Source organism: Pseudomonas sp. BF-R-26 (assembly GCF_019947395.1).
Taxonomy (GTDB): Bacteria; Pseudomonadota; Gammaproteobacteria; order Pseudomonadales; family Pseudomonadaceae; genus Aquipseudomonas; species Aquipseudomonas farris.
This window is the reverse complement of the sequence record NZ_JAGYGK010000008.1, coordinates 267,329-281,118: the sequence shown is the minus strand read 5'-3', so window position 1 is coordinate 281,118 and position 13,790 is coordinate 267,329. Positions and strand designations below refer to the sequence as shown.

Annotated in this window: 13 protein-coding genes and 2 pseudogenes; 8 read left to right on the top strand and 7 right to left on the bottom strand. The window is 60.6% G+C overall.

From position 1 onward, the window contains the following. Window positions 1-178: 178 nt before the first annotated feature. Together queD and KGB18_RS14440 are read right to left on the bottom strand one after the other, a co-directional pair. The gene (gene queD, locus KGB18_RS14445) at window positions 179-535 is read right to left on the bottom strand and encodes a 6-carboxytetrahydropterin synthase QueD (protein WP_003173033.1); all 357 of its coding nucleotides are present in this window, start codon (window positions 533-535) and stop codon (window positions 179-181) included. 85 nt (window positions 536-620) lie between these two features. Next, window positions 621-1,700 carry a patatin-like phospholipase family protein gene (locus KGB18_RS14440; RefSeq protein ID WP_123720395.1) on the bottom strand — a complete coding sequence of 360 codons (1,080 nt, stop codon included), beginning with the start codon at window positions 1,698-1,700 and terminating at the stop codon, window positions 621-623. 177 nt (window positions 1,701-1,877) lie between these two features. On the opposite strand from KGB18_RS14440, the gene KGB18_RS14435 reads away from it, so the two are divergent. The 4 genes from KGB18_RS14435 to KGB18_RS14420 are packed head-to-tail and all read left to right on the top strand — an operon-like array spanning window position 1,878 to window position 4,488. Then, window positions 1,878-2,186 carry a PepSY domain-containing protein gene (locus tag KGB18_RS14435; protein WP_123720394.1) on the top strand — a complete coding sequence of 103 codons (309 nt, stop codon included), beginning with the start codon at window positions 1,878-1,880 and terminating at the stop codon, window positions 2,184-2,186. Continuing rightward, window positions 2,186-2,506: a PepSY domain-containing protein gene (locus tag KGB18_RS14430; RefSeq protein WP_123720393.1), complete on the top strand. Its 321-nt coding sequence runs from the start codon at window positions 2,186-2,188 to the stop codon at window positions 2,504-2,506. Before KGB18_RS14435 ends, KGB18_RS14430 begins: the two co-directional genes overlap by 1 nt. A gap of 3 nt (window positions 2,507-2,509) precedes the next feature. Further along, the gene (locus KGB18_RS14425) at window positions 2,510-3,178 is read left to right on the top strand and encodes a response regulator transcription factor (RefSeq protein ID WP_007907723.1); all 669 of its coding nucleotides are present in this window, start codon (window positions 2,510-2,512) and stop codon (window positions 3,176-3,178) included. Continuing rightward, window positions 3,175-4,488, top strand: a complete 1,314-nt coding sequence (locus KGB18_RS14420) for a sensor histidine kinase (protein WP_123720392.1) — start codon at window positions 3,175-3,177, stop codon at window positions 4,486-4,488. The genes KGB18_RS14425 and KGB18_RS14420 overlap by 4 nt, the downstream gene beginning before the upstream one ends. Window positions 4,489-4,769: 281 nt before the next feature. On the opposite strand, the gene KGB18_RS30075 is transcribed toward KGB18_RS14420, so the two are convergent. Both KGB18_RS30075 and KGB18_RS30070 read right to left on the bottom strand, forming a co-directional pair. Continuing rightward, window positions 4,770-5,525 carry a methyl-accepting chemotaxis protein gene (locus KGB18_RS30075; protein ID WP_410003839.1) on the bottom strand — a complete coding sequence of 252 codons (756 nt, stop codon included), beginning with the start codon at window positions 5,523-5,525 and terminating at the stop codon, window positions 4,770-4,772. A gap of 102 nt (window positions 5,526-5,627) precedes the next feature. Then, a pseudogene (locus KGB18_RS30070) lies at window positions 5,628-6,698 on the bottom strand (HAMP domain-containing protein); the annotation flags it as partial. 594 nt (window positions 6,699-7,292) lie between these two features. Between KGB18_RS30070 and KGB18_RS14410 the strand changes: the two are divergent. The 4 genes and pseudogenes from KGB18_RS14410 (at window position 7,293) to KGB18_RS14400 (ending at window position 10,941) form a co-directional block, all read left to right on the top strand. Then, on the top strand, window positions 7,293-8,609 hold the full coding sequence (locus KGB18_RS14410; protein ID WP_123720390.1) for a Na+/H+ antiporter family protein: 1,317 nt from the start codon (window positions 7,293-7,295) through the stop codon (window positions 8,607-8,609). A gap of 179 nt (window positions 8,610-8,788) precedes the next feature. Continuing rightward, window positions 8,789-9,613 (top strand): annotated as a pseudogene (locus KGB18_RS30065) (cache domain-containing protein); the annotation flags it as partial. Between the two features lie 36 nt (window positions 9,614-9,649). After that, the gene (locus KGB18_RS30060; RefSeq protein WP_411736820.1) at window positions 9,650-10,471 is read left to right on the top strand and encodes a methyl-accepting chemotaxis protein; all 822 of its coding nucleotides are present in this window, start codon (window positions 9,650-9,652) and stop codon (window positions 10,469-10,471) included. 311 nt (window positions 10,472-10,782) lie between these two features. Further along, window positions 10,783-10,941 (top strand): metallothionein, encoded by a 159-nt coding sequence (locus tag KGB18_RS14400; RefSeq protein ID WP_052963136.1) that lies wholly within the window; start codon window positions 10,783-10,785, stop codon window positions 10,939-10,941. 70 nt (window positions 10,942-11,011) lie between these two features. Here KGB18_RS14400 and KGB18_RS14395 read toward each other — a convergent pair whose 3' ends face one another. The 3 genes from KGB18_RS14395 to KGB18_RS14385 all read right to left on the bottom strand — a co-directional run bounded on the left by KGB18_RS14395 (window position 11,012) and on the right by KGB18_RS14385 (window position 13,572). Next, window positions 11,012-11,239, bottom strand: a complete 228-nt coding sequence (locus KGB18_RS14395) for a DUF6555 family protein (protein ID WP_008071169.1) — start codon at window positions 11,237-11,239, stop codon at window positions 11,012-11,014. Window positions 11,240-11,556: 317 nt separating this feature from the next. Then, window positions 11,557-12,591 (bottom strand): purine-nucleoside phosphorylase, encoded by a 1,035-nt coding sequence (locus tag KGB18_RS14390; RefSeq protein ID WP_223570133.1) that lies wholly within the window; start codon window positions 12,589-12,591, stop codon window positions 11,557-11,559. A 24-nt stretch (window positions 12,592-12,615) separates the two neighbouring features. Continuing rightward, window positions 12,616-13,572: a nucleoside-specific channel-forming protein Tsx gene (locus KGB18_RS14385; RefSeq protein ID WP_123720387.1), complete on the bottom strand. Its 957-nt coding sequence runs from the start codon at window positions 13,570-13,572 to the stop codon at window positions 12,616-12,618. Window positions 13,573-13,790 lie beyond the last annotated feature (218 nt).

The following is a 13,790-nucleotide window of genomic DNA, read 5'->3' as shown; positions in this document are numbered from 1 at the left end:
AAACGCAGTTTCCCTTGTGGGAGCCCTGTGGCGAGGGGGCTTGCCCCCGTTTGAGTGCGTAGCACTCACAAGATCTTTGGTATATCAGCGATTTTGGGGCTGCTTCGCAACCCAACGGGGGCAAGCCCCCTCGCCACAGGTCGCTCCCACAAGGGATTTTCGTTGTCTTTAGATCGGTTTATTCACCGCGATAGATGCAACCGCTGGTGCACGTTTCGTGGATGCGAATCGCGCTGAGTTCCGGCAGCAGGGGCTTCAATTCATTCCAGATCCACTTGGCCAGCACTTCGCTGGTCGGGTTTTCCAGGCCAGGAATGTCGTTCAGGTAGTTATGGTCCAGGCGCTCGTAGAGCGGCTTGAAGATCGCCTTGATTTCCGAGAAGTCGCGGATCCAGCCCGTGTGCGGATCGAGGTCGCCGCTCAGGTGAATCGCCACTTTGAACGAGTGACCGTGCAGGCGACCGCACTTGTGGCCGTCCGGCACGTGGGGCAGGCGGTGGGCGGACTCGAAGGTAAATTCTTTGAAGATTTCCACAGTGATGTTCAGCTCTGTCAGGTGGCGATCGCCGCGGCGATATGGGCAGGTGGCGAGTTTACCAGAGCTCTGGGCAAAACACTGACTAAAGGGTCAGCAAGCGCTCGCCGAGGCGACCGTTGGCGGCCAGTTCAAGGAACTCATCGCCCAGACGACGGCTTTCATCCATCGTCGCGCGCCAGTATTTCTGCCGGCTCGGGGCGTCACCCATGAAGCGCTTGAAATCGTTACGGTCCGGTAGTTTGCCGTAGGGCAGGCGCGACAGGTATTCCTTCGACGGCGCCAGCAACAGAACATCCTGCAAACGCACCGGGCAGGCGCGGCGCCATGGCAGGGTCTTGTCGAACCAGCCGGGGATCACTCGATCAGTGAAGTGCGGATACAGCACGATGTCGTTGCCGCTGTAGGGCAAGTCGAGGTGATAGTCCAGCAGTCCGCCATCGCGAAACGTCCCGGCGCCGGCACCCGGCAGGTCGCGCACACCTTGCATGACCATCGGGATCGAGCCCGAGGCGAGCAGGGCCTGGCGCAGGTTGCCGGCATCCAGCGCAACGAAGCGCGACGGGAAGTCATTCAATGCGTTGACCGGTGGCGCCAGGCGCGGGTCGTGGATGATCAGCCGCTCGAAATGCCGCGACAGCCGCGCGCGCCCGCGCAGGTTGTCGGCGATCACCGACGACAGGCCCAGCCCCAGCCGACCACGATGATCGTCCGCCAGCAGGCCGTGGCTTTTGACCACCATGATGTTCAGTCGGTAGTGGGCGTTATCCAGAATTGACGCATCGCGGCCGTCGAGCAAGTCATCGAGCATGCGCCGGGAGCTCTGGCTGATCTGCGCCATGGTCACGCCCTTGGCGAAGTTCTGCTCGGTGTACAGCTGACCGAGGCGGCGGATGCCTTCAGCGGCATCCGGCAGGCAGGCGCTGGCGAAGCGCCAGGAACCCACCGACGCACCAATCAGCGAACGCTCCCGGGGCGCCGCCGGCAGCCATTCGCCGAACAGCGCCAGATCCAGCCCCTGAATCCCCAACGCTTTCGGGCCACCGGCGGCGCCCGGCAACGTTCCCACATCGGCGGCGCTCAAGCCGTTTGCGCGGATGCGTGCCAAGGCACGCGGGCCGGCCTTGAGGGTCAGGGAAGGGAACTTGATGTGGATCGCGGTCATACCGGTCTCGATGTCTGGCAGGCGGGAGATTATAAGCGCGTTCTGCAGGTGCATGGATCCATTGTGGGAGCCTGCGATATTGTGGTGCCAGCCCCAATGATGGCAATTCAGTTTCAGTTAAGTTCGAATCACTAAGGTGACGCTCGTAGCAACACATAAAAAAATACGGAGACACCCATGAAAATCCTGACTGCCCTGTTCACCGCCTCCATCATCACCATGACCGCCAGCATCGCTCATGCGCGAGACCTCGGCCCCGACGAAGCCCTGAGACTGCGCGACGCTGGTACCATTGTGTCCTTCGAGAAGCTCAACGCCACGGCATTGGCCAAACATCCCGGCGCCAAAATCACCGAAACCGAGCTTGAAGAAGAGTACGGCAAGTACATCTACCAGGTGGAACTGCGCGATCCGCAGGGCCTTGAGTGGGACCTGGAATTGGACGCTGTCAGCGGGCAGGTTCTCAAGGATCATCAGGATACGTAATGAAGGTGTTTTCTTTTAATCGGCGCACCAGCAGTCGGATGGCGCTGGCGCTCCTGGCTTTTTGCTCGGTGGTCATGGCCCGCGACCTGGATCAGGACGAGGCCCTGCGCCTGCGCCAACAAGGTGTGATCCTGCCGCTGGAGCAGCTCTTGCAGCAAGCGCTGGACCTCTATCCCGGGGCCAAGCTGCTGGAAGCCGAGCTTGAGGAAAAGCACGACGTCTACATTTACGAGGTCGAGCTGCTGACAACCGAAGGCGTGGTACGCGAGCTGGACCTCGACGCCACCACCGGCCATTTACTGAAAGACAAGGAAGATTGACCGATGCGTTTGCTCTTGGTGGAAGACCACGTGCCGCTGGCCGACGAATTGATGGCCGGCCTCAACCGGCAGGGTTACGCCGTGGACTGGCTGGCCGACGGCCGCGATGCGGTGTACCAGGGCAGCAGCGAGCCCTATGACCTGATCATCCTCGACCTCGGCCTGCCGGGTTTGCCGGGGCTCGACGTGCTGGCGCAATGGCGGGCCGGGGGCTTGGCCACGCCAGTGCTGATCCTCACGGCGCGCGGTTCCTGGGCCGAGCGGATCGAAGGCCTCAAGGCCGGCGCCGACGATTACCTGACCAAACCGTTTCACCCCGAAGAGCTGCACTTGCGAGTCCAGGCACTGTTACGCCGTTCCCACGGCCACGCCAATCAGCCGACGCTCAAGGCCGCCGGTTTGCATCTGGATGAAGGTCGTCAGTGCGTGACCCGCGACGGTGCCGACATCCAGCTCACCGCCGCCGAGTTTCGCCTGCTGCGCTACTTCATGCTGCACCCCGAACAGATCCTTTCCAAAAGCCATCTCGCCGAACACCTCTACGACGGTGAAACCGAGCGCGATTCCAACGTGCTGGAAGTTCACGTCAATCACCTGCGACGCAAGCTCGGCCGTAGCGTGATCGAAACCCGTCGCGGTCAGGGTTACCTGTTCGGCGGGCAAGCCCAGTGAGGTCGATTCAGCGCCGCTTGAGCCTGGGCCTGATCAGCGTGATGGTGATCGTCGGCCTGGTACTGGCGCAAACCAGCCTTTGGCTGTTCGAAATGGGGTTGCAGCGCTACCTCGAAGCTGGGCTGCGCAACGACAGCGAAAACCTGCTGGTGGCGCTGGTGCGTGGGCCGCAGGGATTGCAACTGGATGAGCGACACTTGGCGCCGGCCTATCAGCGACCGTTCTCCGGGCATTACTTTCGTATCGATTTCGCCGACAGCCATTGGCGTTCCCGCTCGTTATGGGATCAGGAGCTGCCGCAGCTTGGACACCCTGGCCTGCATAGCAATCTGCAATTGGGGCCGGAAGGGCAGCAGCTGCTGGTATTGCGTTCGGACTACCGTCGGTTGGGCCAGGCGATTTCCATCAGCGTCGCCCAGGACTACACCCCGGTGCGCGAGAGCTTCCGGCGCATGCAACAGGTCGGCCTCGGGTTGGGGCTGGCGGGGCTGTTGTTGATTTTGCTGTTGCAACGGATCACCGTGCGCCGCGCCTTGCGTCCTCTGGAAAAAGCCCGCGAGCAAATCGCCCAGTTGCAGCAGGGCCAGCGCTCGCAACTCGATGAAGAAGTGCCGCTGGAGCTGGAACCGCTGGTGGCGCAGATCAACCATTTGCTGGCCCACACCGAAGACAGCCTCAAGCGCTCGCGCAACGCGCTGGGCAATCTTGGGCATGCCTTGAAAACCCCGCTGGCGGTGTTGTTGAGCCTGGCTTCCAGCGAAAAACTCGATGCTCACCCGCAGCTGCGCAAAGTCATGCAGGCGCAGCTGGAACAGGTTCAGCAACGGCTCAATCGCGAACTCAACCGCGCCCGGCTGTCCGGCGATGCACTGCCGGGGGCGCTGTTTGATTGCGATGCGGAACTGCCGGGATTGCTGGCCACGTTGAACATGATCCACGGCGAACACCTCGAGCTGAGCTACCGCGCGCCGGCCGGTTTGCAACTGCCGTGGGATCGCGAAGATCTACTGGAGTTGCTCGGCAACCTGCTGGACAACGCCTGCAAATGGGCAGATGCCGAGGTGCGGTTGAGCGTGGTCGAAACGGCAGAAAGGTTTGAGTTGAGTGTGGAAGACGATGGGCCGGGAATTCCCGAAGACCAGCGCACTCAGGTGTTCAGCCGCGGTACCCGGCTTGATGAACAGACGGATGGGCATGGGTTGGGGTTGGGCATCGTGCGCGACATCGTCGACACGTGGGGCGGGGCGTTGAAGTTGCAGGAAAGCGAGTGGGGCGGGTTGAAGGTGATGATCGAGTTGCCCAAACGCTGACCTCGATCCAAAGAACGCTGCTTAACCTGTGGGAGCGGGCTTGCCCGCGATGGCGATGTAACAGTCAACATAGATGTTGGATGTTATGGCCTCATCGCGGGCAAGCCCGCTCCCACATGGATCTGTGTTGCCTGCAAATTTTTCGGACAATCACTAACCCCTGTGGGAGCGAGCCTGCTTGCGATAGCGGCAGTACAGTCAACATCGATGTCACCTGACACAACGACTTCGCGAGCAGGCTCGCTCCCACATTTGGATCCTCGGTGGACGCGGAATCTGCGTTACACGCGAAACTGATCCATCAAGCTCTGTTGCTGATTCGCCAAACTGTTAAGTGACTGACTCACCCGCGCCGATTCATTGGCCTGCCCCGATAGCGATTCGGTCACATCCCGAATGGTCGCCACGTTGTTATTGATCTCTTCAGCCACCGCGCTTTGCTCTTCAGCCGCACTGGCAATCTGCAGGTTCATATCGCTGATCACCGTCACCGCATCACCAATCTGCCGCAACGCCGTCACCGCCTGACCGACCTGTTCGACACTGCCCTGAGCCTGGCGATGGCTATTGTTCATCGAGCTCACTACCTCTTGAGTACCGCTCTGCAACTGCTCGATCACCAGACGGGTTTCCTCCACGGACTCCTGAGTCCGCCGCGCCAGGTTGCGCACTTCATCGGCCACCACAGCAAAACCGCGTCCGGCTTCACCGGCGCGGGCGGCTTCGATGGCGGCATTCAGTGCCAAGAGGTTGGTCTGTTCGGCGATGGCGCGAATCACTTCCAGCACCGAACCGATTTTCTCGCTGTTCGCTGCCAGGCCTTCGACCTGCACCATGGCCGCGCTCATGTCGGTGGCGAGGTGGTCGATGCTGGCGGTGGTGCGGCCGATCACGGTCAAACCCTGACGGGTCGCCTGATCGGCATCGCGCGCCGCTTGTGCCGCCTGCGCGGCGCTGCGGGCGACGTCCTGGGCGGTGGCGCTCATTTCGTGGGACGCGGTGGCGACCTGATCGACCTGACGGTATTGCTGCTCCATGCCGGCGCTGGTCTGGGTGGCGATGGCGGACGACTGATCCGCCGTGCTGCGGGCGTCCTGCACCGAGCGTTTCACTTGGGCGATGATCGGTTGCAGCTTGTCGAGGAAACGGTTGAACCAACCGGCCAACTGGCCCAGCTCATCCGGCTTGTCGTAGGCCAGGCGCCGGGTCAGGTCGCCTTCGCCGCTGGCAATGTCTTCCAGCATGCGGGCCACGCCGAGGATCGGTCGGGTCACGCTACGCGCCATCAGCCACACCAACAGCAGACCGACGAGCGCCGCCAGCACACCCAGGCACAGTTCAATCAGCGTACCGGCGGTGTTGCTGTCGTCGAGTTGTTTTTTCAGCGCTTCGGCGGGGCCGACCAGGACCTTCTCCGGCACGTCGAGCAGCACGCCCCAGGATTTGCCGCCGGGGATCGGCTGGAACGGCGACAGCACTTTCAATTGCTGATTACTGTGCAGGCTTTCGGTCTTGCTACTGGTGGTCAGGCGGCGGAGCAGTTCGGCACCGTCGGTTGTGTCCACGGCGTCCAGGCGTTGGCTGAGTTTGCTGGCGTCCCGGCTGTAGCCGGCCAGCAAGCCGACCGGGCTGATGATGCTGACGCTGGTCTGGCCGTCATAGAGTTTTTTGCTGGCGCTCTGACTGATCGCTTGCAGGCTGTTGAGGTTGATGTCCACCGACAGCGAGGCGATGACTTTGCCGTTGACCATCAGCGGGAACACGATGCTGGTCATCAGCACGTTCTGGCCGTCGATCACATAGAAGTAGGGTTCGATCACGCAAGGCTTGAGCGTGGTGCGCGGGCAAGTGAACCAGGCGTTGGCCGGCTCGCCGCTGGGGCCGGTGCTGGTGTCGGCCATGTCGCTTTCCGGCAGGGCCATGGAGGCCACCTTGCCAGGCACAGGTTGCGACCAGTACAGGGCGAAACGGCCCTTGTCGTTACTGCCCAACTCCGCCTGGCCGGCGAACAGCTCGTCCTTGTTGTCCAGCGCATTGGCTTCGAACACCAGCGACAGGCCGAGCAGTTCCGGGTTGGCTTGCAGGGCCGACTTGACCTGTCGGGTCAGGTCTTCACGCAGGTCGAAGGCATCGAGAAAGCGCTTCTCCGCCTGATCGCGCAAAAACAGCACCTGCCGCGAGAAGCCATGGCCATATTGATAGGCGTCCATGAATTGCTGACGAATGCCCAGCGCCTGGACTTCCCCCTGGGACTCGATGCGCGCCTGGGCGGCTTCGGTCAGCATCTCCATGCTTGAGGCTTTCACTAGCGCGGAGCTGTGCTCCATGCGATACAGCGAAAGCCCTACCAGCAGGGTCACGATGCCCGCCAGGCACAGCCCGGCCAGCAGGGTGATTTTCCATTGAATGGAAAGTTGTCTGAGCGACATGGAAACGTCCTTTTATTCGATAAATATCTGAGACTTTGCACTGTAGCGGCTGTGATTCGGCTTTCTTTATGTCGTTGGGCCGAATATCGACTCACACCCTTATGGCACTGATTCATACCCTGTAGGAGCTGCCGAAGGCTGCGATCTTTTGATCTTCTGGCGTCATCGAGGTCGTTGAAAATCAAAAGATCGCAGCCTTCGGCAGCTCCTACGGGGTTGGCGTTGGCTTTGACAAGCCAGCATCGGTCCGGCACAGTGCGCGCCCTCTAATAAAACCCTTTTCTCCATCCGCTGGCGGCGCTCATACAGACTGCCGGCCGGACTCATTCCGTTTGGCGGTGATTGCCTCACCGCGCTGCTTTTGAGGTAACAACAATGAATGCAGTAATTGCCGCGGTCGGCATCATGCTGATACTCAGCCTGTCCCGCGTGCATGTGGTGATCGCGCTGATTGTGGGCGCACTGGTCGGTGGCTTGACCGGTGGCCTGGGCATCGACGCGACCCTGAAAGCCTTCAACAGCGGCCTCGGTGGCGGGGCGACGGTTGCGTTGTCCTATGCCTTGCTCGGCGCGTTCGCGGTGGCCATCGCCAAGTCCGGCCTGGCCCATGCGCTGGCCGACAGAGCCCTGGCCATGGTCGATCGCCAGCACGCCAACGGTGGCGGAAATGTCAAATGGCTGCTGATCGGCCTGCTGTGGGTGGTGGCCATCGCCTCCCAGAACATTTTGCCGATTCATATCGCCTTTATCCCGTTGCTGGTGCCGCCACTGTTATATGTGCTGACCAAACTGCAACTGGACCGTCGATTGATTGCCTGTGTCATCACCTTCGGCTTGATCACGCCGTACATGTTCCTGCCCGTGGGTTTCGGCAACATCTTCCTCAATGAAATCCTGCTGGCCAACGTCGCCCGTAGTGGCGTGGACATCAGCGGTATCAACGTCACCCATGCCATGGGTATTCCGGCGCTGGGCATGGTGTTTGGCCTCGCGGCAGCGTTCATCAGCTACCGCAAGAAGCGCGTTTACGACCTCGAGAAAATCGAGAAAGTCGAACAGGTCGCGGTGCAGTACAACCCAATGAGCCTGATGATCGCCGGTCTGGCCATTGCCGCCGCGTTCATTGTTCAGTTGCTGCTGGACTCGATGATTATCGGGGCGCTGGTGGGCTTCCTGATCTTTTCGGTGTCGGGGATCGTCAAATGGCGCGACACCGATGACCTGTTCACCGAAGGCATGAAGATGATGGCGATGATCGGCTTCATCATGATCGCCGCGTCCGGGTTTGCCGAAGTAATGAAAGCCACGGGTCATGTGCAGACGCTGGTGGAGTCCTCGGCGTCGTGGATCAACCACAGCAAAGGCATTGGTGCACTGTTGATGCTGCTGGTCGGATTGTTGGTGACCATGGGCATCGGCTCGTCGTTTTCCACCGTACCGATTCTGGCGGCGATTTTCGTGCCGTTGTGCGTGCAACTGGGCTTCAGCCCGATCGCCATCGTGTGCATCGTCGGCACTGCCGGCGCATTGGGCGATGCCGGGTCACCTGCGTCGGATTCGACCCTGGGCCCGACCTCCGGTCTGAACATCGACGGCCAGCATCACCACATCTGGGACACCGTGGTCCCGACCTTCCTGCACTACAACCTGCCATTGCTGGCGTTCGGCTGGGTGGCGGCGATGGTGTTGTAACCACATTTACCTTGTGGGAGCGTGGCTTGCCCGCGATGAACGATTACGCGGTGTGCCTGATAAACCGCGGCGCCTGAATCGCGGGCAAGCCACGCTCCCACAATGACCGCGTTCAACTTTTGAATTGGCCTGCCGTTATAGCCTTTAACCACGCCAACAAAATCAAAAGAGTGAACGTCATGCGCATGAGCCTGAAGGCTAAAGTCCTGTCCCTTGCCGTCCTCCCGGTGCTGCTCTTTGCGCTGGTCATCAGCCTGACCACGTTGTTCATTCTGCAGGAGCAGGCCCGCAAGGAAGTCGACGAAACCCGTCAGCGCCTGCTCAGCGATGCCAAGGCGACCCTGCAAAGTTACGTCGCCGTGGCCATGACCACGATCAAGCCGCTCTACGACGCAGCCGCACCCGGCGATGATGCGGCGCGGGCGCAGGTGATCAAGTTGCTGTCGAGCATCACCTACGGCAAGGACGGCTACTTCTTCGGCTACGACTCCAACACCGTGCGCCTGTTCAAGGCCAACAGCCCGGAAGGCGTGGGCCAGAGCTTCAAGGACAATCGCGACCCGAACGGTGTCTACGTCAACCGCGACCTGGTGAAAGTCGCCAAGGACGGTACCCACTACCTGCAATACAGCTCACCGCTGCCCGGTAACACCCAAGTGCTGGTGCCCAAACTCGGCTACACCGAATACCTGCCGAAGTGGGACATGGCGGTCGGCACCTCGGTCAACCTCGACGGCATCGAAGCTCAGGTGGCGGTGGTTGAGGCCAAGGTCCAGGAACGCATGCAAGGCGTGGTGCTGAGCATTGTCGGGATTGCCGTGGTGGTGCTGCTGGTGATCGCTGCTGCCGGGATGCTGCTGGCCAACACCATTCTGCGTCCGCTGAACCTGATGAAAGCCAACCTCGACGACATCGCGGCGGGCGAGGGTGACCTGACTCGGCGCCTGTCCATCACCAGCCAGGATGAACTCGGCGAACTGGCCGGCTCGTTCAACCGTTTCGTCGACAAGATCCACGGTTTGGTGCGGCAGATCACTGAAATGACCTCGCAACTGACCGGGCTGGTGAATCAGGTCTCCGATCAGGCCCAGCGTTCGGATCAGGCCATGGAGCGCCAGCGTCACGAAACCGATCAGGTGGCCACGGCGATCAACGAAATGTCGGCGGCGGCTCAGGAAGTGGCAAAAAGCGCGCAAAACGCAGCGGTCGCTGCCCAGCAGACCGACGAAGAAGGCCAGGCCGCCAAGCGCGTGGTAGCCGGCAGCATCGTGAAGATTCATGCGCTGGTGAACGACATTCGCAGCAGCGGCGTGTCTCTCGACAGCCTGCAGAAAGATGTATCGTCGATTGTCAGCGTACTCGGGGTGATCCGTTCGATTGCCGAGCAGACCAACCTTCTGGCGCTCAACGCTGCCATCGAAGCGGCCCGCGCCGGTGAGGCCGGGCGTGGTTTTGCGGTGGTCGCCGACGAAGTGCGTGCATTGGCCAGTCGCACGCAAATCAGCACCCAGGAAATCCAGAGCATGATCGACCGCTTGCAGGCCGGCACCCAATCGGCAGTCGAGGCCATGCGCCGCTCCAGCGAGGCCGGCGACGGCACGTCGGCCCAGGCCAACGAGGCGGGGGCGTCTCTGGACGCCATGGCCCAATTGATCGGCACCATCAACTCGATGAACGCCCAGATCGCCAGCGCCGCCGAAGAGCAAACTGCCGTTGCCGAAGAGATCAACCGCAGCGTGCATCAAATTGCCGTGGCCGTAGACAGCGTCGCCGGCGAAACCCAGCTCGGCGCCCAGACCTCGCGCAGCCTGGCTGACCTCGGTCAACGCCTGGGTAAACTGGTCGGGCAATTCCGTATCTGATTGATAGTGCTCGTATGGCAAGGGGAGTTGCCCCGATGCCGGTAAAATCAAGAAATTTGAGCGACGAAAATCCTGTAGGAGCTTCGCGGGCAAGCCACGCTCCCACAGGTTTTGCGCCTTGCTGGCATCAGGGTTTCCCCCCTTACCACAGGGCAGTGTTCATCCATGAGTAGCTGCATCGCGACTACCCTCATTAGTAAGCAAGCACCGTCCAAGCGTTTGTTTGAACCCGTATCCGGAACGGGCGGTCATTTGCTTCAGGTGTCGCGCATCCGCGGCACCCGGACGACCCTAACCACGGAGTCAGACTTATGAATGACGGTACCTGCGACTGCCCGAAATGCAACTGTAAGCTGGGTGAACACCCTATCGTGCGCCACGGCAAGCACTATTGCTGTGAAGCCTGCGCCAAACACCACGAAAACGGCGAAACATGCGCCACCAAAGGCTGCAAGTGTGCTCAACACTGACCGTTCAGGCAAAAAAGTGGAGCCTTCCAGGCTCCACTTCGGTTTGAATCTTTCCCCTCCTTTTTGACGCTCAACTGGCTGGTCGCCAGGTCACATTCTCGATGCCGAATTTTTCCGCCAGCGGTTTGCTGGTCTTTTGCACCCGTTCACGGCCAAAGCGCGGGATCCGGCCGACTCCGGCGTCGCAACTTGCCCAGTGCCAAGCCTCTGCATTGTCCATTTTGTCCAGGCGGATAATGAAAGACTTGGGCTGGCCATGAAGGGTGTATTCAATAACGAAAAGTTTTGCATTGTTCATAAAGCCTGTATTCCTCCCTGTAGTTATAGAGGGATCGCGAGGCGCGGGGAAAATTCAGTCGAATTGTCGGACGGTGACAGTGACTGGCGACAGCCGGACGCCTCGTGATCATGGAGCCTTCCTGACCCCCAGATGATCCTAGCCTATGGTTCAAGGTGCGCCGGCGGAACCGTCACAGTCGGCATTGATGTTGAATGTTCTGGCCCTATCGCGAGCAGGCTCGCTCCCGCAGTTGATCTGCGCCGCTCACATGATTTGTGACCAACACAGACCTCTGTAGGAGCGGGCCTGCTCGCGATGACGGCCTGAAGCCGGACTCAGACCTCAGGCACACCTTTCTCCCAAGCCGACCAGTTCTGCAAAATTTCCTGCACCAACGGATTCCCCGTGCGGTACAGGTTCTCAAGCGCCGGCACAAAACCGCCCTGATCGGCGTATTTGAGCAGGTTATCCACCTCGCTCTGGCCCGGCGCCGGCCGGTCGAAGTCGGAACCGGCGCGCACCACCGCCAGGCGGCGGACATCCACCAACCCCTCGCGGCTGGCGCGCAGCAGCGCCTCGTAGGTGGAGTTGTCTTCCTGCTGAGTCGTGCAATAGACCCCTTCGTTATTGGTCAGCAGCTTGGTCCAGACTTCCGCCCGCTCACTCAACCGCGTCCCGGAAAACCAGGTATTGCCCGCCAGCGTGTCGCACTGGGTCACCACCGGTGGCTGATTGGCTGGCGCAGACGGATACTTCAAGCGCCACACTGCCGATTCCTTGCTCTCGCTCAACTGGACCTTGTGGCTCAGGGCGAACGCCTTGGCCTGCAACTTCGGATTGAGTTCGAACACTTCAGTCTTGTAGTCCAGCGGCGGCTTTTCGTTCGGGCCTTTGGTGTTGATGCCCAGGTAACCGGTCGGCCAGTCTTTCGGCGCATCCCGGGAATCCAGCTCCCATTGGGTGCCGAACTCCACCAGATAGTGTGCCCACGCGGTGGTGCCGATGGTGCCGTGGTGCGGGCTGATGCCGGCAATCCCGGCGATCAGGAAGTAACTTTTGCGCAGGTCGAATTTTGGTGACAGCGCCAGGGCCAGGGTCGAGGCCGCGGCATTGGTCTGGCCCATGCCGGTGACCATCAGGCACACCTGTTGGGTGTTGCAGCGAATATTCGGGTACTCGGCGGACAGGCCCGGTACGCGCACTTCTTGCTTGAGCTCCAGGCGATCGATCCAGTTCTGCGCCTCGGGGGCGAACATGGTGATCAGCATCACTTTCGGCTGGATCGGCGCGTCGCCAGCCCAGGCAGCAGAAGAGAGCAGAGTGCCGCAGGCCAGGGCCACGGAAAAGGAAAGACGCGTCATTGCATTCATAAAACCTCCTGATTCAAATGAGCCTTAAAACTGATAACCGACACCGGCGTAGTAGCCCCAGCCGTTGGAGCGGGCGCGGAAGTCACCGTCGCCGAAATTCAACTCGCTGCCGTCCTCCCAGTTGCCGCCGTTGTGGAAGTAACGGCCGACCAGGGTGAAACGCAAGTGGGTGAAGGCGTAGAGCAACACGTTGGTGGCCACGGTGGCATTGGCGGTGCGGGCCGGGTTGTCCTTGTGCAGGTCGGAGCCGAAGTCGAAGTTGGTGAAACCGATGTAGGTCAACGAAGCGCCGTTGCTGAAACTGCTGATGGGCACGATGTACTTGAGCTGGGCGCGGTAGCCGTCCCATGAATACTCGTTGCTGGCGCCGTAGTTTTCCCACTGGTAGCGACCGTAGAAGTTCGCCGACAGGTTCACCCGCGAATGGGTGTCGATGTCGGTGCCCAAGCCGCTGTACAGCGTGTTGGCGCGGTTGGCGCTGTTGCTGCCGTGGTCGTAGATCCAGTCGAACGCCACGTACCATTCCTTGAACGGCCCGACGGCCAGGCTGCGGCCGGCCAGGTAGTCGATGGAAATCCGCGGTTCGTGCTCCATGAACACCGGCGAGCCGTGGTCCCAGACGCCTTTGTCATGGCTGTTGCCGATGTCGAAGATCTTCGGAATGTCGATGTAGCCGTACAACTCGAACGGCCCCTTGCGGCCGAAATATTCATATTCCAGGTAGATATCGTCGGCCGGTTGCGGGCCGAAGCTGATGTCCTTGCTGCCAATGACGGTCAGGTCCTGGTTGAACCAGTCCGACAGGTAGGTACCTTTTTTCGGCGGGCTGGCTTCAGGGCTGAGGGCTTCGCCCTGGGCGGATTCTTCGGCGGTGGCCGGTTGGGCCAAAACGTGGCTGCTGAGTAGTCCTGTAACGCTGGCCAGCAGCAAGGAAACAGCAAAGGTGCGCGAGCAAGTCACGCGGCTGGAGGTGCAATGCATTAAAAGTCCCTTTTCGTGCGGATCGAAAGCCCGGTGATACGGGTTAGCGCGGTTAGGTGGCGAACAGGCCGGTATCGGCGACTCGCAAACGTTTGCACAAGACATACCAGTTTTATTCAATTGGCTGAAAAATAGGGGGAATTGGTAGTTTTGCTGTCCCTTTGGTCAAGGATTTCGAGGGGATGAGCAGACGGAGTTGTATTCAGGGTGAAGGGGAT

Bases quoted from the DNA above. Each gene is read 5' to 3' on its own strand.
- KGB18_RS14440 (WP_123720395.1), bottom strand. From the start codon at position 1,700: ATGACCGCGATCCACATCAAGTTCCCTTCCCTGACCCTCAAGGCCGGC.
- KGB18_RS14435 (WP_123720394.1), top strand. From the start codon at position 1,878: ATGAAAATCCTGACTGCCCTGTTCACCGCCTCCATCATCACCATGACC.
- KGB18_RS14430 (WP_123720393.1), top strand. From the start codon at position 2,186: ATGAAGGTGTTTTCTTTTAATCGGCGCACCAGCAGTCGGATGGCGCTG.
- KGB18_RS14425 (WP_007907723.1), top strand. From the start codon at position 2,510: ATGCGTTTGCTCTTGGTGGAAGACCACGTGCCGCTGGCCGACGAATTG.
- KGB18_RS30075 (WP_410003839.1), bottom strand. From the start codon at position 5,525: ATGGAGCAGCAATACCGTCAGGTCGATCAGGTCGCCACCGCGTCCCAC.
- KGB18_RS14410 (WP_123720390.1), top strand. From the start codon at position 7,293: ATGAATGCAGTAATTGCCGCGGTCGGCATCATGCTGATACTCAGCCTG.
- KGB18_RS30060 (WP_411736820.1), top strand. From the start codon at position 9,650: ATGACCTCGCAACTGACCGGGCTGGTGAATCAGGTCTCCGATCAGGCC.
- KGB18_RS14400 (WP_052963136.1), top strand. From the start codon at position 10,783: ATGAATGACGGTACCTGCGACTGCCCGAAATGCAACTGTAAGCTGGGT.
- KGB18_RS14395 (WP_008071169.1), bottom strand. From the start codon at position 11,239: ATGAACAATGCAAAACTTTTCGTTATTGAATACACCCTTCATGGCCAG.
- KGB18_RS14390 (WP_223570133.1), bottom strand. From the start codon at position 12,591: ATGAATGCAATGACGCGTCTTTCCTTTTCCGTGGCCCTGGCCTGCGGC.
- KGB18_RS14385 (WP_123720387.1), bottom strand. From the start codon at position 13,572: ATGCATTGCACCTCCAGCCGCGTGACTTGCTCGCGCACCTTTGCTGTT.